The 21,114-nt window shown below is 29.7% G+C and carries 16 protein-coding genes and 2 pseudogenes; 5 read left to right on the plus strand and 13 right to left on the minus strand.

The genetic code is table 4. From position 1 onward, the window contains the following. Window positions 1-14 precede the first annotated feature (14 nt). Genes MG_RS01990 through MG_RS02040 form a run of 11 tightly spaced genes read right to left on the minus strand, consistent with a single transcriptional unit; the run spans window position 15 to window position 11,318 of the window. Complete coding sequence (locus tag MG_RS01990; protein ID WP_009885962.1) at window positions 15-902, minus strand: DegV family protein; 888 nt, start codon at window positions 900-902, stop codon at window positions 15-17. Window positions 903-914: 12 nt separating this feature from the next. Beyond that, entirely contained in the window at window positions 915-1,721 is an 807-nt protein-coding gene (locus tag MG_RS01995) for an alpha/beta fold hydrolase (protein WP_010869433.1), read from the minus strand. Then, window positions 1,708-3,978: an MG328/MPN474 family protein gene (locus tag MG_RS02000; protein WP_010869434.1), complete on the minus strand. Its 2,271-nt coding sequence runs from the start codon at window positions 3,976-3,978 to the stop codon at window positions 1,708-1,710. The genes MG_RS01995 and MG_RS02000 overlap by 14 nt, the downstream gene beginning before the upstream one ends. A gap of 38 nt (window positions 3,979-4,016) precedes the next feature. Then, window positions 4,017-5,363, minus strand: coding sequence for a ribosome biogenesis GTPase Der (der, locus tag MG_RS02005; protein ID WP_009885980.1), 1,347 nt, complete (start codon window positions 5,361-5,363; stop codon window positions 4,017-4,019). A gap of 3 nt (window positions 5,364-5,366) precedes the next feature. Then, entirely contained in the window at window positions 5,367-6,020 is a 654-nt protein-coding gene (gene cmk, locus MG_RS02010; RefSeq protein ID WP_010869435.1) for a (d)CMP kinase, read from the minus strand. Between the two features lie 8 nt (window positions 6,021-6,028). Next, a complete protein-coding gene (locus MG_RS02015) occupies window positions 6,029-6,667 on the minus strand; it encodes an MPN477 family protein (protein ID WP_010869436.1) in 639 nt (212 codons plus the stop codon). Beyond that, window positions 6,655-7,374, minus strand: a complete 720-nt coding sequence (locus MG_RS02020) for a YebC/PmpR family DNA-binding transcriptional regulator (protein WP_009885985.1) — start codon at window positions 7,372-7,374, stop codon at window positions 6,655-6,657. Before MG_RS02020 ends, MG_RS02015 begins: the two co-directional genes overlap by 13 nt. A gap of 6 nt (window positions 7,375-7,380) precedes the next feature. Further along, on the minus strand, window positions 7,381-7,974 hold the full coding sequence (locus MG_RS02025) for an FMN-dependent NADH-azoreductase (protein WP_009885986.1): 594 nt from the start codon (window positions 7,972-7,974) through the stop codon (window positions 7,381-7,383). A 36-nt stretch (window positions 7,975-8,010) separates the two neighbouring features. Then, on the minus strand, window positions 8,011-10,524 hold the full coding sequence (valS, locus tag MG_RS02030) for a valine--tRNA ligase (RefSeq protein ID WP_010869437.1): 2,514 nt from the start codon (window positions 10,522-10,524) through the stop codon (window positions 8,011-8,013). Further along, window positions 10,514-11,089 (minus strand): ribosome biogenesis GTP-binding protein YihA/YsxC, encoded by a 576-nt coding sequence (gene yihA / locus MG_RS02035; RefSeq protein WP_010869438.1) that lies wholly within the window; start codon window positions 11,087-11,089, stop codon window positions 10,514-10,516. The genes valS and yihA overlap by 11 nt, the downstream gene beginning before the upstream one ends. Before the next feature lie 7 nt (window positions 11,090-11,096). Next, window positions 11,097-11,318, minus strand: coding sequence for a YneF family protein (locus MG_RS02040; RefSeq protein WP_009885966.1), 222 nt, complete (start codon window positions 11,316-11,318; stop codon window positions 11,097-11,099). Window positions 11,319-11,376: 58 nt separating this feature from the next. Between MG_RS02040 and MG_RS02045 the strand changes: the two genes are divergently transcribed. The 3 genes from MG_RS02045 to MG_RS02055 all read left to right on the plus strand — a co-directional run bounded on the left by MG_RS02045 (window position 11,377) and on the right by MG_RS02055 (window position 14,157). Next, window positions 11,377-12,402, plus strand: a complete 1,026-nt coding sequence (locus MG_RS02045) for a glycosyltransferase family 2 protein (protein ID WP_010869439.1) — start codon at window positions 11,377-11,379, stop codon at window positions 12,400-12,402. A gap of 108 nt (window positions 12,403-12,510) precedes the next feature. Beyond that, window positions 12,511-13,737 (plus strand): cysteine desulfurase, encoded by a 1,227-nt coding sequence (locus MG_RS02050; protein ID WP_010869440.1) that lies wholly within the window; start codon window positions 12,511-12,513, stop codon window positions 13,735-13,737. Window positions 13,738-13,740: 3 nt separating this feature from the next. After that, entirely contained in the window at window positions 13,741-14,157 is a 417-nt protein-coding gene (locus MG_RS02055; protein WP_009885968.1) for an iron-sulfur cluster assembly scaffold protein, read from the plus strand. Here the strand turns inward: MG_RS02055 and MG_RS02060 are convergent. Together MG_RS02060 and recA are read right to left on the minus strand one after the other, a co-directional pair. Then, on the minus strand, window positions 14,144-17,956 hold the full coding sequence (locus MG_RS02060) for a DUF3713 domain-containing protein (protein WP_009885969.1): 3,813 nt from the start codon (window positions 17,954-17,956) through the stop codon (window positions 14,144-14,146). The two genes, MG_RS02055 and MG_RS02060, sit on opposite strands and share 14 nt — an antisense overlap. Window positions 17,957-18,133: 177 nt before the next feature. Further along, the gene (gene recA, locus MG_RS02065; RefSeq protein ID WP_009885970.1) at window positions 18,134-19,156 is read right to left on the minus strand and encodes a recombinase RecA; all 1,023 of its coding nucleotides are present in this window, start codon (window positions 19,154-19,156) and stop codon (window positions 18,134-18,136) included. A gap of 194 nt (window positions 19,157-19,350) precedes the next feature. Between recA and MG_RS02070 the strand changes: the two are divergent. Continuing rightward, window positions 19,351-20,667: pseudogene (locus tag MG_RS02070) on the plus strand (MgpC family cytadherence protein); the annotation flags it as partial. Beyond that, window positions 20,663-20,992, plus strand: a pseudogene (locus MG_RS03035) (hypothetical protein); the annotation flags it as partial. The pseudogenes MG_RS02070 and MG_RS03035, both read left to right, overlap by 5 nt. Window positions 20,993-21,114: the final 122 nt, after the last annotated feature.

The raw sequence follows: 21,114 nt of genomic DNA on the forward strand, positions 1-21,114 counted from the left end.
TTAAATTATCTTAATTATTTATTGTCAATAAGTAAACTAATAGAAAAAGCATCAATGCCAGTGTGAACAATAATCACACTTGTAATGAAAGCATTTTCAATTTCATTTTGAAAGTTAATCTTATTATGCTCAATGAAATCAGTAATTATTTTTTTAATTTCATTAGCGTAATTTTTACAAAAAGAATAGCAAAAACCGATCCGTTTAATTTTGTAGTTATCACCAAACTTAGTTTTAACAAAACCAAATATCTTCTCAACCGCTTGACTAAAACTAAAAACTTTTGCTCCTAGAGTATTAACTCCCTTGTCAAACAAGATAATAGGTTTAACTCTTAGTAAAGTAGTAATGAACTTTTTCAAACCAGAGATTCTCCCACCTTTACGCATTTGCACTAGGTTTTTTAAAGTAACTGCAGAAAGGATATTTTGTTTATGTGATTCAACCTTTGCTTTAATTGTTTGATTATCACAACCCTTGTCAACCAATGCCTTTATATCTTCGACCAATCATTTTAGAGAAATAGCAATATCACTAGTTTCAAACACTAAAAATTCTTTGTCTTTATTTTGTTCACTAAGCTCTTTTGCTAATTGAACCAACATATCATAAGTACCACTTAAACCTTTACTTAAAGGCAGAAAAATAAAGCGATCATACTTAGTTTTAATCTCTTCAAAGATCTTAAGAAGATCACTTTGACGTGGTAAGGAAGTTGAGATGTTAAGTCCATGTGGGTTTTCTTTTAGAAGTTTATGAACATGATCATAATCAATTTCTATCCCATCACGAAAGCTTTTTTCACCATCAACAATTACTTGTAAAGGCAAGATGTAAACGCCGTTAATCTCCCCAGGTTTAATAGAAGCAGTTGAATCAGTGATGATAGCTGTTTTCTTCATGAATTAATCTCCTTAGTACCTTTGTTTCTTTAAATTATCTAGAAACTCTAGCACATAATCAAAAAAAAGTTTAGGCGCTGAGTCGTGTGGTGAATGACCAACACCATCAATAACCTTAAAAATAATCTTGTCACTTTTATTAGCTAGATAGTCTACAGAAGCTTTGGTTGGCGTGACAATATCATTAGCTCCTAAAATAACTAAGGTAGGTTTATTACCAATCATTTCATAAGCCCTTTCAAGTGAGTCATTACCATATTTAGCGTTTTGAACCATATCACTGTAAAGTGTTTTAAAGGTAGTTCTTTTTTTAAATGCATTGATAGCTATTTTCAAAAGTGATTTACGTTTTTCTTCATGTTCAACAAAATCCTTATGGTTGCTGTTATTACGCTTAAAAAAAGTATCTAAAATCCGCTTTTTATTAACTGAGAAAGAAGTTTGATTCATAGGAGCTACTAATATTAAAGCCTTAATTTTTAGTGGTATAACTTTGTTAACTAAAACAGCCACAGCACCTCCCATACTATGACCTATTAAAATGACGTTATTTAGTTTTTTTTGAACAATAAAATCACAAACCAAATCAACAAAGTGGTTTAGTTTTAATTGATCTGTATCTGTTGATTCATTGTCTCCATGACCGGGAAAATTAAAAGTAAAGAAAGGCCACTTTTTCTTTTTAAACAAGCTAAAAATACGACTAAAACTGGCATATTCGCTTCCAAATCCATGTAAAAAAATAAAAACGTTTTTTCTTTTTTTAGGTTTAAAGGCAAATATTGAGTTAAAAAGAGTATTTTTATTACTCGTTAGCATTGATTTTAGCTAAACGTTCTGCATATGCTTGGATGCGTTCTTTCTTAGAAAGTTTAGCGAGTTTATCATCCTTATTTTGGATAACAAAATCACGTTTTTTAATTCGTGGTTTTTTTATTTCAACTGGTTTATCTTCATCACTAGCTTCTTTGATCTCTTCAGTTTGATTAGCACTAATGTCATTGAAATATTGCAACTGATTTTGCAGTGCTTGGTTTTCTAAAAAAAGTTGTTCTTTTTCAATTTTTAATGTTTCTAGTTCATCAAGATGTTCATCACTGGTAACTGGAGTAAATTGAAGTTCTTTTTTAGCATTTTCAAGTGAATTTATTTGTTGTTTTAACTGATTATTTTCACTATCAGATGCACTTAAACTTTGCTTGGCTTTCTCCAATTCACTGTTTGTTTCTTCAAAAGCAGAGAGTAAATCTTGGTATTGTTCATTAGCATCATTCAATTTATTCTTTTTAAGCTTTTCAAAATCAGTTTTTAATTTGCCATAGCTTTCTTGTAAGATTTCATGATCAGCTTGGAGCTTTGCTAATAAGTTATTGCTATTCTCAGAGCCTGATAATTCATCTTCTAAATCATTAATTTTTTCATTAAGTGCTAAATTAACTTCTTCAAGCGTGGCTAATTTATCTTGAGCAACATTAAAAAGATTTTGAGAGTCTTTGAGTTGCTGTTGGAGATTTACTAACTGATTGGTATTTAAATTACTCTTCTCTTCATTCCATTCTTCTAACTCTGCAATTTTGTCTTGCAGTTGTTGATTTTGAATTGTTAAACCATTAAGTTTTTCATCGAGTGCTTTTTTCTGTTCTTCAAATGAATTTTTAGTGTTATTGAAGTCATTATCTTTAGACCTTGTTCACTCAATTTCATCTAATAAAACATCATTTTCATGTTTAAGTGCTGAAATTGTTTTTTGATAATCTAAGTTTAGCGCTTGTTGTTTCACTTGCAATTTATCAAATTTTGTTTCATTCTCATCAAAAAGTAGTTCATACTGATTTAAAAGATCATCATATTTTTCATTCTCATCATTAGATGTGTTGTCATGGAGTTTTTTCAGTTCATTTTTCAAAAAATCATTTTCTTGTTCAACTAGATCCAATCTTTGGTTTGCTTCTCTTGCTGTTAGTAACTGGTTTTGAAGTTCGTTTATTTGGTTGTTTAAAACTGGTAATAAAGCTAATTGTTGTTGAACATTACTGCTCTTATTTTTCAATGCATCTAATTGATCTGAAAGCAAAGCTTTTTCTTGTTTTAAATTCTCCAACTCTTCATTAACTTCATCACTTAAAGGATTAATAGCAACTGGTTTATTTTGCAGTTGCTCATATAAATCCCTATTTTCTTGCAAAAGATCATCCTGTAATTTCTTGGTATGTAAGTGCTTACTTTTTTCCTCAGATAACCTCCTTTTAAGATCATCGATTTCCTGTTCTAAATCAAATATTTGATCATTATTATTCTCTTTAAGATCATCGATTTGTTTTTTTAAATCAGCATTTTCCAATAAAAGCTCTTTGTTATTATAGTCATCCAATTCATCAACTTTTTTTGTTGGATGTTGCTCTTTTAAGATCCTTTTAACAACAAAAGGTTGATCATCATTCTGATCATATTGGATCGTTTTATGAACTGGATTGATAGCTTTGGTTAAATTTTCAATGGAATAGAAATCATCAAATTGTTCAGGTTCTTTAACCTTATCAGTTGAAAATATTTGAACTTCTGGTTTTTTTGTTTCATTAATCTCTTCACTAGGTTGGTTAAACAACTCTTCAAAAGATACTTGTTTAGTAGCTTCTGGTTTTATCTCATCCTTATCATCTTCAGCAGTAATCACTGATGGTTTTAGTTCCTGAAAACCAGTTTTAATTTCCTTGGTTAAAACTGATTGATCATCAACTTCTTGAAAAGCCATAGTTTGATCAACTGTCTGTTGCTCTTCCTCTCTAGTTTTAAGTTGATTTGCATAATGATTTAAAACATTCTTATCCCATTTTTTATCTAAAACCTTTAAATCTATCATCCAATTAAAAAAAGAAACTATTGACTTTTCTTTCTCAGCTTCATCAACAGTACCAAAAAATGTTTTCTCCAATAAATTTCTTTCAAAGGGAATAGCAGTAATTTTAGATGGTGAAAAAAGGATATTATTAGTTCTTTGTACTAATTCTTTTAAAAGTGTTTTTTCATCAAGCTCATTATCAAAATCACTAATTTCAAGTTCCTTATCTACTGCCATGGATTATGTTGGAATATTAGATAAATAAGTATATTATCTTAAACTTCTGGCTTTGTTCTTATCCGTGCGTTTTTTGATTTAAAGTAAAGGCTAATAGGTACAGAATTAAAACCAAAGTTTTCTCTAATCTTATTCTCTAAAAAACGTGCATAAGAAAAATGAAGATACTTAGGGTCATTGCAAAATAAAACAAAATGGGGAATTTGACTTTTGGTTTGTACTGCGTAAGTTATCTGCAAACGCTTGCCTTTAAAAAGTGGAGGTTGATTGTAAAGTTGTGCTTGCTGAATAACATCATTTAAAAGTGGTGTTGCAACCTTAGTTTCAAGTTGGCTTTGAATAATTTTAAGTTGTTCAAAAATAGTATTTAAGCGCTGATTTTTCAAAACACTAATAAACAAAACAGGCGCAAAATCGAGGTGTTTAAAATGCAATTTCAGCATTTTTTTATATGCATTTGTGGTGTTATTGTTTTTTAAAACTAGATCCCATTTATTCACAAGAATAATAACAGGGATAAGTGCAGCTTGTGCCAATCCACCAATCACTTCATCTTGTTCACTAATAGGTTTTGATCCATCTACCATCAAAAGGATAACGTTACTACGGGCAATAGCTAGCTTTGTTTTGATGTAAGATGCGGTTTCAATTCCCATGTTAATTTTGCCTTTTCTTTTAATACCAGCAGTATCAATCAAAAGAAATTTTTCACCATTAACTTTTAAAGGAACATCAATAGCATCTCTAGTTGTACCACTCTCATTTGAAACTAAAACACGATTTTGTTTTACAAGTTGATTAATAAGTGAGCTTTTACCAACATTTGGTTTGCCAATTACACAAAACCTTATTTTTGCTAAATCATCATTATTTTCATTAGGGAGTAATTGATTTTGTTTAACTAAGAGATCCATTAAATCACCAATTCCAATTCCATGAGCAGCACTAATAACAACTGGTCTTCCAAACCCTAAGCTGTAATAATCTTTTAATGTTTCTTCAGCAGTTTTAGGGTTAAAATTTTCAGCTTTATTTACCACTAGTATTACTGGTTTATCCTTATTTTTTTTAAGAACCTTAGCTACATAAAAATCATCGCTATTTAGTTGTTCTTGTAGTGACACTAAAAAAATAATAGCTTTGGCTTGACTAAGTGCTGCTTGTACTTGTAATGCAATTAGTTGTTGCAAGGGAGTTTGTTTTGCAATTAATCCACCTGTGTCAATAAAAGCTATCTTTCTTTTTAACCATTCACCAATTCCAAAGATCCTATCTCTTGTCGTGTTAGGAGTATCTGAAACAATAGCCATTGGCTTTTGAATTAAGCGATTAAATAAAGTTGATTTACCAACGTTTGTACGACCTATTATTGCAACAGTAAACACAAATTAAAGTTTAAAAACCTTCTTTGCTTCTTTGAGGGTTTGTTTTACTACTGCATCAAAACTTAGTTCAGAAGTGTCAAGATAAATAGCGTCCTGGGCTTTTTTTAATGGGTCTGCAGTTCTAGAACTATCAATTTGATCACGTTGCTTTAATTCTTGAATTAGTTCCTTTAGTTTTTTTTCATTTGATAGAGAAATTCCCATATCTTGTAATCTTCGCTGCGCTCTAATTTCAACTTTAGCATCTAAAAAAAACTTCAATTGAGCATTTTTTAAAACTACTGTTCCTATGTCTCTACCATCCATCACTATGTTTTTATTTTCTGCTAGTTTCTGTTGTTTAATAACTGCAATTTTTCTAATGTTAGGATCAACAGCTATTTTACTAGCAATGTTAGCAACTGATTGGGTTGTAATAACTGTTGTAATATCAGCATTGTTATAATACACAGCATCTTTCTCAAAGCGTCAGTTAATTTGATTAATGATTTTTAAAAAAAGATCAATATTTAATCTATTCACTTGCATTACATAGGCAAAGGCACGATACATTTTTCCACTAGAAAAATAAAAAAAATCAAGTTCTTCAGCTATTTTTTTAGCAACACTGGACTTTCCAGAACTACTTGGACCATCAATTGCTATTTGTCAATTCATAACTAAATTTAAACAAATGAAACAAAACTAACAATCAAAAAAATAAGAAAAAACAAAATGCTAAACAGCATGAAACTTATTAAAGTTATCACTAAGTTCTTAAAAATAGCCTTATTAGCATTAAACAAATTAGGTTCGATGTTATCAATGCTTTTTTTAAAAGCAAAACTTTCAGTTGAAAAAACTGTTAGTATCTTGTTGTATTCTTTTAAATCACTAGTTAAATTGCTTGTTTTTTTTAATCATTGTTTCTCATTAGCTTCATAAAATTTACTTAAGTGGTTAATCTTTTCTATTCCCTTATCATCACTAATTCAGCTTTCATAACCGCTAGAAGTTTGGTTATATGCTGCGTTTAACCACATCCTATCAACTTTTTCTTCTAATAATTTAAAGTCAGTATTTTTTAAATCAACTATTAATTCCTGAAGTGTTTTAAACAGTTTATTTGGTTCAGTGTGATGTTTAACTGGATTTTTATTAAATTCACTAAAAGGATGGTAATTAATCAAGATTTTCTGATTAATTTTATTAAGCTGTTTTTTTCAGCTTTCAGTGTTCTTCTGAGCGTTAATTAAAGCTTTTTTAACTATCTTATTGTTATCAAAACTTTGTCTATAAAAGCGAAATTTTTCTACTCTTCCCATGGGTTGGCATTATGAACAACAAACTGAATGTCATCATCTTCCTCACAAGCATTGAGAAAACGTGATAATAAAGTTTGCTGATTTCTATCTAAATCAACAGTTAAAAGAGGTACCAATTTAATTTCACTATCTACTATTGAAAAATTGTTTTTTTTCAACAGCTCCTTTGCATGAAAATAACTATTTGAATGCAAGCTAATTTCAAAACACTCTTCATCATAATCAACATCAATTAAGTTAATATTGTCCAAAATTAATAATTCAATTAGATCATCTTTCAAATAGTTATTTTTATTAACAAAGATAATCCCTTCTTCTTGAAAATTAATCTTGACGCTATTTGGCTTGGCTAATTGTCCTTTTAGTTTAGCTAAATAACCGTTTAAACTACTGAGTAAACGGTTAGGATTATCAGTTAGTCCAAACACAATAATTCCAACACCATTTGGTCCAAAAATCTCATAACAAAACTCGCTAATTTTAGTTGTATCTTTTTCACTACCATGGATATTTCTTTTAATTGAATCCATGCTTAGACCCTTAGCTAAAGCAAGATCAACTGCAACTTTTAGATGTGGATTTGACTGGATATTAGTTCCACCTTTTTTAACAGCTGAAGCTATTCTTTTTGCTAGTTTTTGAAGTTGTTTTGCACTTGTTTGTTGTTTTTTATTAGTTTGATTAGCAATTAGATGCTTACGTGGCATGTAAGATTAAAAATTATTAGCAACTTGGTCAACTTTGTGTGCAAACAGATCAACTACCTCTTGCTTGTTTTTATCTTTGTAAAGAATTTTAGTGTCATCAATTAAAACACTCTCAAAATGTGTAACACCTGCAAAACCAAACAAGCCCTTTAAATTACTAACATGATCAGCTCAAGGGTATCATCCTAATGGTGCACCTTGTGACGCTAAAACAACTACCTTAAGATTAGTAAGTAATCCCTTAGAAGCACCTTTAGTAACATATTTGTCTTGAAAGGTTTTATTAGCTACAAAGACATGATCAATAAAGTTTTTTAAACTAGCAGGATAATTAAAGTTGGTCATTGGTGCAAGGATAACAATTCCATAAGCTGTTTTTAGAGCATCAATATAATAATCACTATTTTCAAAACTAAAAAAATTACTAGCGTTTTGGGTATTATAAGATATCTTACCTACTGGTAATTCATTTAAATTTCAATCAATAAATTCAACACTACTATTTTGTTTTTTATAAGTTTGAAGGAAACGATCTAATAAAAGGTGGGTGTAAGAACCAGAAGGGGTTACAGAAGCATCAACAATAATAACTTTCTTCATAGCTAATAATTAAAAGTCTAATTTTTATTGTTAATTCTAATGAGCTTTAGTTAATTTAGCAATTAATTGGTTGGTTTCAGTAAGTTTTTTTTGATATTCTTCCAATTTTAAAAATTCACTTTTTACCTTTTCTTTGGGTGCTTTTTCTAGAAAGCTTTTATTTTTAACAATAGCTTGGCTACGTTTTACTTCACTTTCAAAAAAAGCTTGTTGCTTCTGTAGAGATTTAAGTCTTTGGGTTGTATCATCAACAATTTGGTATTTAAAACTAACTTTTTTATTAGTTTCAATTTTCAGTTCAATTCAACTAAAGTTAAAGTATTGTTTAACATCAACAGCATTTTTACCAGATAAGATAACAACTAGTTTTTGTTGTGAATTAAGCATGTACTGTTTTCTGTAATTGCGTAAGTCATTAATAGCAGCTAAAACAAGATCAAAAAGTTTGGGAATTTTAATTTTAGTTGCAAGAGGTCATGTTGCTTGCATAACACTTTTATTGTTAAATTGCTGATAAATACGCTCAGATAAAAAAGGAACAGTGATACTAAGCAAAATAGCAATATTAGATAAAACTGATTTAGCAGTATAAAAAAGCTGTGGTTTTAGTTGATTTGGTTCTTTTTTAATTGCTTCAATGAAAGTATTGCAAAAATCATCCCAAACAAATTTAACAAGAATTTGGTTTGCTAATGCTAACTGGAATTTATCTAGTAGCTTAGTTATTTTTTGAATTACTTTATCTAATTTAGCTAAGATTCAAGTTTCACTTAATGAAAGTTTGTCCAAGTCATAACTAATTTCTTGATCATTTTCTAGTTGGATAACAAACTTAGTAACATTCCACAATTTATTTAAAAAATTTCATGCACTTTTTATTTTTTGTTCGCTGAAAATTAGATCATCTCCTGGAGTGTGATTTGAACACAAAAATAAGCGCACTGCATCCGCTCCATAATTTCTAATAAGATCAACAGGATCAATGCCATTATTCAGTGATTTTGACATCTTACGATTTTGTTCATCGCGTACTAAACCGTGGATTAAAACAGTTTTAAATGGCAGTTTTTTAGTTTCAAAAAAGGAGTTAAATAACATTCTTAAAACTCAGAAAAATAGAATATCATAACCTGTAACTAAAAGCTCAGTTTCATGAAAAGAGTCATCCTGTTCTCAATTCAAACAAATTAAAGGTCAAAGCGAAGAAGAAAATCAAGTATCAAGTACATCTTTTGATCTAGTGTAGTTTTGTAAATTTTTTGAAGGTTTTTCACCAACAACTATTTCACCTGTATTGTTTTCAAATCAAACAGGAATTTTATGACCCCAAATTAACTGTCTTGAAATACACCATGGTTTGAGTTTATTCAACCAATTTGACACTTGCTTATTAAAGCGTTTGGGAATAAAATCAGGATATTTTTTTAAATATAAGTGATCTTTTAACTTTGGTAAATCAACAAATCACTGTTTTGAAAGCATGGGTTCTACAACAGTGCCACTGCGTTCAGAAAAACCAACATTACTAGTTAATGGTATTGATTTAACAAGTAATTTATTTTTTTCTAATCATTTAACAATTTTATTTCTTGCTTGTAAAACACTAAGGCCTTGAAATTTACTTGCATTTTGATTGAGAATACCGTTACTGTCAATGCAGCTTAGAAAATCAAATTTATATTTAGTGTTGATTTCATAGTCATTAAAGTCGTGTGCAGGAGTACATTTCAATATTCCTGTACCAAATTTAATGTCAACATAGCTATCTGTTACAACAGGAATTTGTTTTCCTGTTAAAGGGTTAACTACTAATTTATTTCAGAAATTAGTATAGCGCTTATCTTTTGGGTTTACCAATAGACAAACATCAGCAAAGATAGTTTCTGGTCTTGTTGTTGCAACTATTAGTTCTTGTTTACTATCATTCGCTAGTTTATAAACAACATAATGAAGATGTTGATTAACAGGTTTATTGATAACTTCAATATTTGATATAGCAGTATTCAATTTTGTATCTCAATTAACAAGCGTGTATGCTTGATAAATAAAACCGTTTTCATAAAGGTTTTTAAAACAATTGTTAACAATTTTATTAGCTTGTTCTGAAAGCGTGAATTTAGTTTCAGATCAATTTAAGCAAACTCCTAAACTCTTTAGTTGATTTTTAATTATTTCGCTTTGATTTAATGCCCAATTCATGATCATTTCAGATTTTTTATCATCATCTGCATCAAAATATTTTTGATTTTCTTTTAATGCTATTTTTTCATATTTCGTTTGAGTAGCAATGCCAGCATGATCAAAGCCAGGAATTCAGTTAATACTAAATCCCTGCATCTTTTTAAAACGCATGATTTGATCAGTAATACTAACCTCAAAAGCATGACCAATATGAAGAGTACCTGTTAGATTTGGAGGGGGAAGAATTGCTGTAAAAGAATTGTTTTTATCTTTAGGTTTAAAAAAACCAGCATTATTTCAAATTTCATAAAGCCCATCACTAACTAAGTTGAAATCATAGTTTTTTTGAAAACTAAATTTATCTTTCATCTTCAACGAATAATTCGAAAATTTTTTTGTGAACTAAAGCAAGATTATGATGTGTTTTTGTACTTGCAAAAACACATTTATCAAAATTAACTTTTAAAAAATTTGCAATATTCTTAAGCGAAAAATATCTTTCACTTTGATTTAGTTTGTCAAATTTATTAGCAACAATCAAAAAGTTCAATCCTGTTTGCAAAATAATTTTAACCACTTCCTGATCTTGAACAGTAACAACTCCACTATCTACTATCAAAACAACACCAACTAGATTACTACGAAAATTTAAAAATTGGGTAAGTAAATTAGTAATAAAATCTTTCTTATTTTTGTTTATTTTAGCAAAGCCATAACCTGGTAAATCAACAAATCTTTTGTCTTTATATTCAAAGTAATTTAGTAATTGTGTTCGACCTGGTGTTGCTGAAGTTTTAGCCAGTTTCTTTTTAAAAAAAGCATTAATCAAACTTGATTTACCAACATTACTTCTTCCCATGAAACAAATCTCTGGGATATTATCTTGAGGACAATCTTTTAAATCACTTGCACTCTTCAAAAAATGTGCATCCATGTGTATTTTATTTTTGGTTTTTAATGGAGCGCATTATCTCTTTTACCTGGGTTTCAGATAATTTTCTACCCATTTTTGCATACATTGCTTTAATTTGATTTTCAGTAATAGGTGGATTGTCACGCATCTGTTTTTTAAAGATTTTTATAGAAATAAAATAACCAAGAATCATTCCCACCAAAAGCGAAAGAGGGATACCTAAACCTAATGCAAGTGCTAGATCATTCATAGCTATATATTAATAATTAAACATTTTAAAAGTCTTATAAAATTAAATAATCGAATTAATGGATAAACTTGTTAGTATATTAGTTCCTTGTTACAAATCAAAACCTTTTTTAAAACGTTTTTTTAATTCACTTTTAAAGCAAGATCTTAATCAAGCTAAAATTATTTTTTTCAATGACAATGTTGCTGATGAAACCTATGAAGTTTTGCAAAAATTCAAAAAAGAACACAATAACTTAGCAATTGAAGTCTATTGTGACAAACAGAATGAAGGTATTGGAAAAGTGCGTGATAAGCTAGTGAATCTAGTAACAACACCTTATTTTTATTTTATCGATCCTGATGATTGTTTTAACAACAAAAATGTCATAAAAGAGATTGTTGAATCAATTAAAAAAGAAGATTTTGATCTTGGTGTATTAAAAAGTATGGTCTATTTATGCTTCTTAAAACATGATTTCATTATTAAATTTTTGCCTTTAAAAGGTATTTTTCAAGGCAGAGTAAAATTAATTAATAATAACAATGTTAATAAATTAAATTACATCAAAAATAATGATCAATATATTTGAAATATTGTTATAAACACAGATTTTTTTAGGAAGCTAAATTTAACTTTTGAATCAAGGTTATTTGAAGATATACCAATCTGATATCCGATGTTTTTTTCATCACAAAAAATTGTTTTTATTGATGTGATAGGAACAAATTATTTTATTCGTAATGATAGTTTATCAACTACTATTAGTGCTCCACGCTACTTAAATTTAATCCAATGTTATGAAAAGCTATATGTAAATCTCAGCCAAAATGGTTCTCTTGCAAGTTTTATTGATCCAAATCATAAGATTGAAGCTAGGTTTTGAAGAAGGCAAATGTTTGTTTGATTTGCACTTTTCAGCTTTGAATACTTTAAGAAAAATTTTTCTGAATCAAAAAAAATTCTTGAAAAACTATTTGTTTTTTTGGAAAAAAATGGAGTTTATGAACGTGTTTTTCAAACAAAAAATCAAGGTATTTACTATATTTGGGTACAGCGACTAAAATATTTTAAACATGTTTTGGAATCTAAATCAGATAACTAATTAAGTTCTCTTTAAAAAATCAATGAGATTAAAGTTATTTAAAGCTTATTGTTTAATTTACTTAAATTAAGAATCTTTATCTTGTTAAATTAATACTTAACTGGTTTAATGTCTGCAATTAAATTTAATCCTAGTTCATTCAGAAAAAACTTTAAATGGTTTGAAAATAACAAAAATTGGATTAATTTTGATAATGCTGCTACTTCCATTGCACTTGATGTTGTGGCTGAAGCAAGCAAAGAATATTACCAGTATTTTTGTGTCAATCCTCATAACAAAAATCCTGAAATTAACCAAAAACTTATTGCTATTATTGAAGAAACAAGAGATTTATTAGCAAAATTTTTCAATGCTAAAAAAAATGAAATAATTTTTACAAGTTCTGCAACTGAATCGCTTAACTTATTCGCCTTTGGATTAAGCTCTTTAGTAAAAAGTAATGATGAAATCATTCTCAAAGAAGATGAACATGCTGCTAATGTTTTTCCCTGAGTAAATCTAGCAAAAGAAAATAAAGCCAAACTAAAAATAATTAAAAAAACACCAAATAAATCTTGAACTGATGCTTTTTTAAAAGCTTGTACACCATCAACAAAACTATTAGTTATAACTGCAACATCTAATCTTTTTGGAAATAGTATTGACTATGAAAAAATTTCTAAACACTTAAAAAAAATATCACCAAATAGCTTTATTGTTGTAGATGCAGTACAAGCTGTACCACACCATAAAATCGATATTACAAGTGCTAATATTGATTTTTTAACTTTTTCTACACATAAATTTTATGGACCTACTGGTCTTGGCATTGCCTTTATCAAAAGCGAATTACAATCACGACTAAAACCCTTTAAATTAGGTGGTGATATTTTTAAATCATTGGATAATAACTTTAAGATAATTTTTAAAGAAGGTCCTTCCAAATTTGAAGCTGGAACGCTAAATATTATGGCTATTTATGCTTTGAATAAACAGTTAAAATTCATGCAAAAAGAATTTAATTTCAGTGAAATGGTGTTTTACAGCAAACAATTAAAAAATTTAGCTTATCAACTGCTAAGTCAAAATCCTAATATCGTTTTAGCTAATCATGATCAAGATGTTCCTATCTTTGCTTTTAAGCATAAATATATTAATTCTGCAGATCTAGCAACTTTTTTAAACATTAAAAAAATAATTGTTAGACAAGGATCCATCTGTGTTGGTAAATTTAAAAATAAAGAGAGTTTTTTACGTGTTTCTCTACTCCATTACAACACAAAAGAGGAATTACTTTATTTAGAAAAATTATTAAAAACTAGTAAGAATTCCATTATTAATGAACTAATATATTAGCTAATGGATATTAGAGCAAGAACAAAAATTATTGATATTTATTCAAATTTAAAATACAAAAAACCTCTCAAAAGTTTTCAAAAAATTTTAACAACAAGTGATAGTGATAATTGTGAAGACTTTTTTAATATAGGTTTAAATATTGATAAAAATAAAATTACTGCAATTGGTTTTGATGGTGATGGTTGTATTATCTCTACAATTGCAACTGAATTAAGTATTAAAGCAATTGAAAATAAAACTATTAACCAAGCAAAAAAAATATTATCAGATTTAATTGCAACTTATAAAGATAAAAATTCAGCAAACCAAGTTGTTGAAGAATTAAAGCTTTTAATTGAAATGAATGTAACTGAAAAAAGGTTACAGTGTTTGCTTTTAACACCAAGCAACTTATTGCAATGGTTTAAAAATTTTTAGCATTAATAGCTAACGTTTGTCCTAGGATATCATATAAGCGTTTATCACCAACTAAAATCTGTTGATGTTCTCTTTGGTGTTGCTTTTGATTTTCACGAATTAAATCTAAAAATGCCAACTCTTGAGTGCCTTCATCTAAAGCTTGTTCAATAAGTAAAGACATAAAGATCTCTTTCTTTAAACCTAATGAATTAGCTTTATTATTTTTTCAATTACTAGAAATCTTATTTACATCATCATTTGTTATCTGAATAACATAACTAAGAGTCTGGATACTAGAGTCATTTGTTAATGGAACTGTTTGCACAGTTTTATATCCTTCTGTATTGGAACCATCTGTATTTGCAGCTTTAGATAAACCAACATAACCTTCAAATTTATGAAAATAAAGATCATCTAGTCTATCAACTACATTTAATAAAAACTTTTTTTTATTATCAAAACTTATTAAAGGTTCACCTCTAGAGTTAAAGCGACTTAAATTATTTGTATCAACATTAACTGAGCGATGTAATAACTCACCAAAAGCATTAAGTTCAGCATCAGAACTGGTTTTATTAATCAAGCTTCACAAGGTAAACTTATCCTTATATTGACTTAAAGCGCCTGCTTTATCAGTTGCTGTAATTAACTGTCCGTAATTATTAAAAAGCTGTTGTGTTAAACCAGCACTAGCTGTTGAAATACTTTGATTGGAATTAATTGTTAAACCATTAAATCCATAAAAATATTTTTTATCACTTGATCCTTGTGATTTATTAGATAAAGCTACAGAATTATTAAACGGTTCATCAGTAAATCTATAAGTGTTTTCACTTTCAAGCAATGAATCGGGTTGAATTGGTGTTTGTTTATCATTGAATCAGTTTATTTCAGAACCTTGAGTATAGTTAGGATTTTGTAAAAACCTATTAAAAGGGTTTTCATTAGCTGATGAAGTACTGGATTTTGTTTTTTGACTAACAGTAGCGCTAGGGTTTTTATCATATCCTACTGTTCATGAAACAAATGCTCTAGTGCCAATTGGAATTGCTTGTTGTAAAAGATTCTTATAGTTTTGAGCACCATTTTTAACAAGTCACATTAACGCTTGCAAAAAGCGCATGTATTTGTACTCAGCATCCTGATTAGGATCTTCCAATTCCTTTTCAAATGCTTTCTTTGCTAAATCTAATAGGGTTTGATTAACACTACTAGAAGTATGAGATTGGGCAGCTTTATTTTGCATTTGCAACATAGTTGAAGTTGAATTTACACTACCCAAATCCTTATAGTAACCAAAGCGTTCTTTACTAGTTAAATTTTGTCAAGAACGGATATAAAGTGCCTGTTTAACAAGATCATTAAAATCAGAAAATTCACCTTTTAATTCTTTATTTGAAGTATCAAAATTATTAGTGAATGAATTAGTGTTTTTAAAGTACCAATTTTTAAAGATGTTTGCAACAGTACCTGTTCTAATTCCTGAATCAGTTAAAAGTGATAATATAAGATCAAGATCCAAGTCATTTAATTGTGATGATTTTAGGGTAATAATCTCTGAATATTGACTAGAAGAATAAGTTGTAGCTTTTCATTTTTCAACTAATTCTTTGGCTTTATTTTCTACTTCAGTTGTTAAAGTCTTTAAAGTTTGATTATTTTTTTCACGAGTTGGTTCATTATCAGAAGTAATAGCTGCAGCAGTGGTTTTCAAAGTTAAAGTTTGAGCACTACTTTGATCAGAGTTGTTATTAAAAAATTTTGCTAATGAAGGATAACTACCATCATTTGCTCTTTTATATGGAAGAGGTTGACCCCAACCAATTGAACTTTCTTTAGCTTCCTTTTGAAGTTTAATGTAGTTGTTAGCACGATCAACAATTGCTTGTTCTAGTTTTTCTATATTAGCTAAATCTGTTCTAAAGTTATTAAGTTTATTAGCAGCTTTAATATAAGACTCATAACTTGATTTTATTTGTGAAAGTGAATTATTAAAATCTTGTTGTTTTTTAATAGTTTCAGATAAATTGGTATTGTTTTTTAAAAGTTTTTTAGCTAAATCACATACATCTTTTTGACCGTTATTATTAGAAGTTCCATTTTCTAACATAGTTGTTAAAGCTGTGTAAAGTTTTAGTGTTGTATTTCTATTTGCTCAACTTCTAAATTCGCTGTTAGAACCAAATAAATCAACTGAAAAACTGACATTATCTTTAGAGAAATTATTAGTTTGTCCTTGTAAAAATCGCATTAATAAAACTTCTGCTTGTTTTTCAAAATTACGTTTGTTAGGTGATGAATTCTCTAAAAAATAATTACCTCCATCAATATGAAATGCATATATGGCATCATCACCTCTAACATAAACAGGTTTCTGTTGCTGTTTTTGAGTTGTCTTTGAACTTAGACTAACTAATAAATTACTTGTTACTACTTGTGCTTGAGATGAATTTGATTCCATTCTAACTGCATCAAAAATAGTTGCAGTTTGACTACTATTATTTAAAGCTTGTACTTGTTTTCAAAAAGACTGCGTGTTACTACTATTATCACTACCAGAAGAAGAAAGCGAGGGATTAATTTTTAAAAATTCACTTTTAACATTAAAACCATTATTGTCTGAAGTAACTTCTTGACTTTTTGTCATAGCACTCTTCATCATAACTGTTGTTGCACTTGAACTTTTAATAAATTTATCAAGAGGATTTAAATTGCTACTAGTTCCACCTGTTGTTGTTGTTGTTGTTGTTGTTGTTGTTAATTCTGTTTTATTATTCAGTAAGTAATGGTATTGATCAATAACTGCAGCAGATAAGTTAACAGTTTTTAAAACAGAGAGAATGTTATTTTTACTAATTAAAACTTTGCTTGCACTATACTTGTTTTCAAAGTCAAGTAAATCATTTCTGGTATTAGTAGCAGCTGAACTTTGTGATGAACCACTAGAATTAGCAGTTTGTAATTGTTTATCAAACTCTTCAAATAATTTTGCAGAGTTTGTTTGACCACCACTTTCACTAGGATCTTGAAAAGCAGGAAAGTTATAAGAAAGATTTAGATTGGAAGCTCCAATTGCATTTTCATCATAAATACTGCCAAGTCCAGCAATTGGAGATTGGTAATTGAAAGAAGCTTGATTTAATAAAAATGGGTTTTCTTCTATTAATCACTGTGAAAATAAATAAGCTTGAAGATTAGTAAAAAAATCACCATTTACATCATTTAAATTGCTGTTAATAAACTTAAGTTTATTTTCTGTTTTTTCAATGTTTTCTTTAGTTGTTGCAACGCTTGTATCACTTGAATTCACTAAACTAACATTTGCACTAATGTTATTGAATATTAAAGATTGAAAATCAGTAATTAATCTATCATAGAGTTTAAGTTTTTTTCAACTTTCTTGATTACCACCGAACTGATCATATTCTTTTTGTACTTCAATAGGTCACTTTACTCTATCAGCACGTTTCTTTTCATCTATCAAGTTATCATGTTCATCTTCAACATTTTCTTCAAATATCTTTAATCGATTAGAGATGTTTCTATCTGCATTTGCTTGGTATCATTTTTGTAATGCTGATCCAAAACTAACACGTAAGATAGAATCAACACCACTACCATCATTTAAAGCAGACTTTAAAACTACATCTGGGTTTATGATATTTTGATCACTAAAACCAATTAGTTTTTGGGATCGATTGAGAGTAGGAAAAAGATTAGCAGTGTTTATTGTGGAACAGGCTGTAATTATTGCTGTTGCACCCACTCCACTAAATGCTAAAGCAATTAATGATCAGCGCTTAAAACGATGAGCCATCTTATACTAGCAGTTTGATAATTATCACATTTAAAAATCTAGCTAATATAATTGCAAATCTAGATTATTAAAAAATGTATATTAATTATAAATAAGTTAATTTTTCTAATTTAAGCATTAAAAAAGCTTAAATCTCTCTAATTAAAATGCTTTACCAGAAAATCAAAAAATTAGTTTTTAGCTAGCTGTTTGTTGAAATGAATTTTTATTAGCCAATTGTTGAACAGTTAGTTCTTTTATTTGTTCAAATAATGCTGGCTTTTCTGATAAAACATTTAATAATTTTTCTTTACCAACAGCAATGCTTTCATTGTTAAAAGAATAAGAATTTCCAGCTCTTACAACAACATTAAATTTAAGTGCTAAGTCAATAACTTCATGTTCATGTACAAAACCACGGTTAAACATGATTTCTAATATAGCAACACCAAAAGGTTTAGCAATCTTATTTTTAGATACCATTACTTTTGTTTTTATGCCAACATAATTGTTGAATTTATCCTTAAGTAATTCAACACGCTTAGCTTCCATTCTTAATGAACTATAAAATCTTAGAGCTTTTCCTCCTGTTGTAACTTCGTTATTTCCAAACATCACTCCTGGTTTTTCGCGTAACTGATTAATGAATAAAACACAAGTTTTAGAATCTGGTAATATCGATTGTATTCTTCGCAAACCTTTTGACATCATTCTTGCATGCAAGCCAATAGTTTGTTCTTCAATTGTGCCTTCTAACTCTTGTTTAGGAATTAACGCTGCTACAGAGTCAATAACAATTAAAGATATCTTGTTTGTTTTAATTAATGATTCGATAAGAGCAAAAGCGTTTTCACCATGCCTAGGATGAGCAATCAAAAGTTTATTTAGATCAATACCAATTGATTTAGCATATGCTAAATCAAGTGCACCTTCAGCATCAATATAACATGCTGTTTTACCTGCTTTCTGAAAACTAGCGACTGCATTTAGTGCAATAGTTGTTTTTCCAGATGATTCATTTCCATATAGTTCTACTATCCTACCTAAAGGTAGACCACCAGACCCTAATGCTTCATCTAAATTTAAACTTCCAGTTGAAATTGTTTCAATTTCACTGTTTTTCTTTGCATCAAAAAAATCAAAACTTGTCAAATTATTACTTTCAATAAAACTACTATTTTTTTGAGTATTTTTCTTATTAATTATTTCTTTTTGAGCCATCTTTCATTACACCTTATAAATAAGTGCAAAAAAATAAAAATGACATTTTTTTATTAGAAATTTTGTTTATTTTTTAATTTTTCTTAAAAAAATCTCTTTTTAGGAGTTTATTTTTTTATATTAGTTAACTTGTTTGGTTTGTTGACATAAACACTCCTAAAACTCCTATATATTATTAGTAAATATATAGATTTTTGTTCAAGTCTACTCAGGTGAAGCTTACATACAACAGTTCAAGTGGCTCAAATAACCAGATTAGTTTTGATTCAACTAGTCAAGGTGAAAAACCATCCTACATCGTTGAGTTTACTAATTCCACCAATGTTGGCATCAAGTGAACGATGGTGAAAAAGTATCAGTTAGATGTACCGAATGTTTCTAGCAACATGAACCAAGTGTTGCAAGAATTGATCCTAGAACAACCTTTGACTAAATATACCTTAAACAGTAGTTTGGCCAAACAAAAGGGCAAAAGCCAGATAGAGGTACATCTTGGTTCAAATTCAAATCAGTGACGATCGATGCGCAACTCCATTGGCTTAAACAACAATCCCAGCCCCAATGCTTCAACTGGATTTAAACTCACTACCGGCAATGCATATAGAAAATTAGATCAATCCTGACCAATTTACCAACCAATTGATGGGACCAAGCAGGGCAAAGGGAAGGATAGTAATGGGTGGAGTTCAACTGAAGAAAACGAAGCTAAAAATGATGCGCCCCTAAGTACAGGAGGGGGAACATCAGACAACGCTTCAAAATTCACCAAGTACCTCAACACCAAACAAGCATTGGAAAGGATCGGTATCTTGTTTGATGGGGATGGAATGAGGAATGTGGTTACCCAACTCTATTATGCTTCTACTAGCAAGCTAGCAGTCACCAACAACCACATTGTCGTGATGGGTAACAGCTTTCTACCCAGCATGTGGTACTGGGTGGTGGAGCGGAGTGCAACAACTGATTCATCATCAAAACCCACCTGGTTTGCTAACACCAATTTAGACTGAGGGGAAGACAAACAAAAACAATTTGTAGAGAACCAGTTGGGGTATAAGGAAACTACCAGTACCAATTCCCACAACTTCCATTCCAAATCTTTCACCCAACCTGCATATCTGATCAGTGGCATTGACAGTGTCAATGATCAAATCATCTTCAGTGGCTTTAAAGCGGGGAGTGTGGGGTATGATAGTAGTAGTAGTAGTAGTAGTAGTAGTAGTACCAAAGACCAAGCACTTGCTTGATCAACAACAACTAGCTTAGATAGTAAAACGGGGTATAAGGATTTGGTGACCAACGACACGGGATTAAATGGTCCAATCAATGGGAGTTTTTCAATCCAAGACACCTTCTCATTCGTTGTTCCTTATTCGGGGAATCATAGTAATCAAATTTCATCAGGAACCATTAAAACTGCTTATCCAGTGAAAAAAGATGAAGCTTCCCAAGTAGCGATCAATTCCTTGATCAACGCTACGCCGTTGAATAGTTATGGAAGTGGAATCTTCTTCCTCTTTCAACCCCACCCAAAGGTTGCAAAAAGATAGTCCGGTGAAGGATTCAAACAAAGACAGTGAGAAACTCAGTGAAACAACTGCTTCATCCATGAGTGGTATGGCTACATCTCCTCGCAAAGCCCTCAAAGTGGAGGTGAAAAAACAAAGTGGATCAAGTGACACCCTCACCAAAAACGACTTTGCTAAAAAGCCACTGCAGCATAAGAACAGTAGTGGGACAGAGGTGAAGTTAGATGCGAGTGGGGAGTTTGGTGACAACAAAGCCTGAAAACCATTGTTGACTACCGAGCAAATAGCAAGAGAGAAGAGGATGGGGATGCCAACTCCCCCTCCCCTTCTTCTTCTTCTTCTTCTTCTTCTTCTTCTTCTTCTTCTTCTTCTTCTACTACTACTACTACTACTACTACTTCTACTTCCTCAACCCCCCTCCCCACTTTT

The sequence above is a fragment of the Mycoplasmoides genitalium G37 genome (assembly GCF_000027325.1).
In the GTDB taxonomy this organism is placed as follows: domain Bacteria; phylum Bacillota_I; class Bacilli_A; order Mycoplasmatales; family Mycoplasmoidaceae; genus Mycoplasmoides; species Mycoplasmoides genitalium.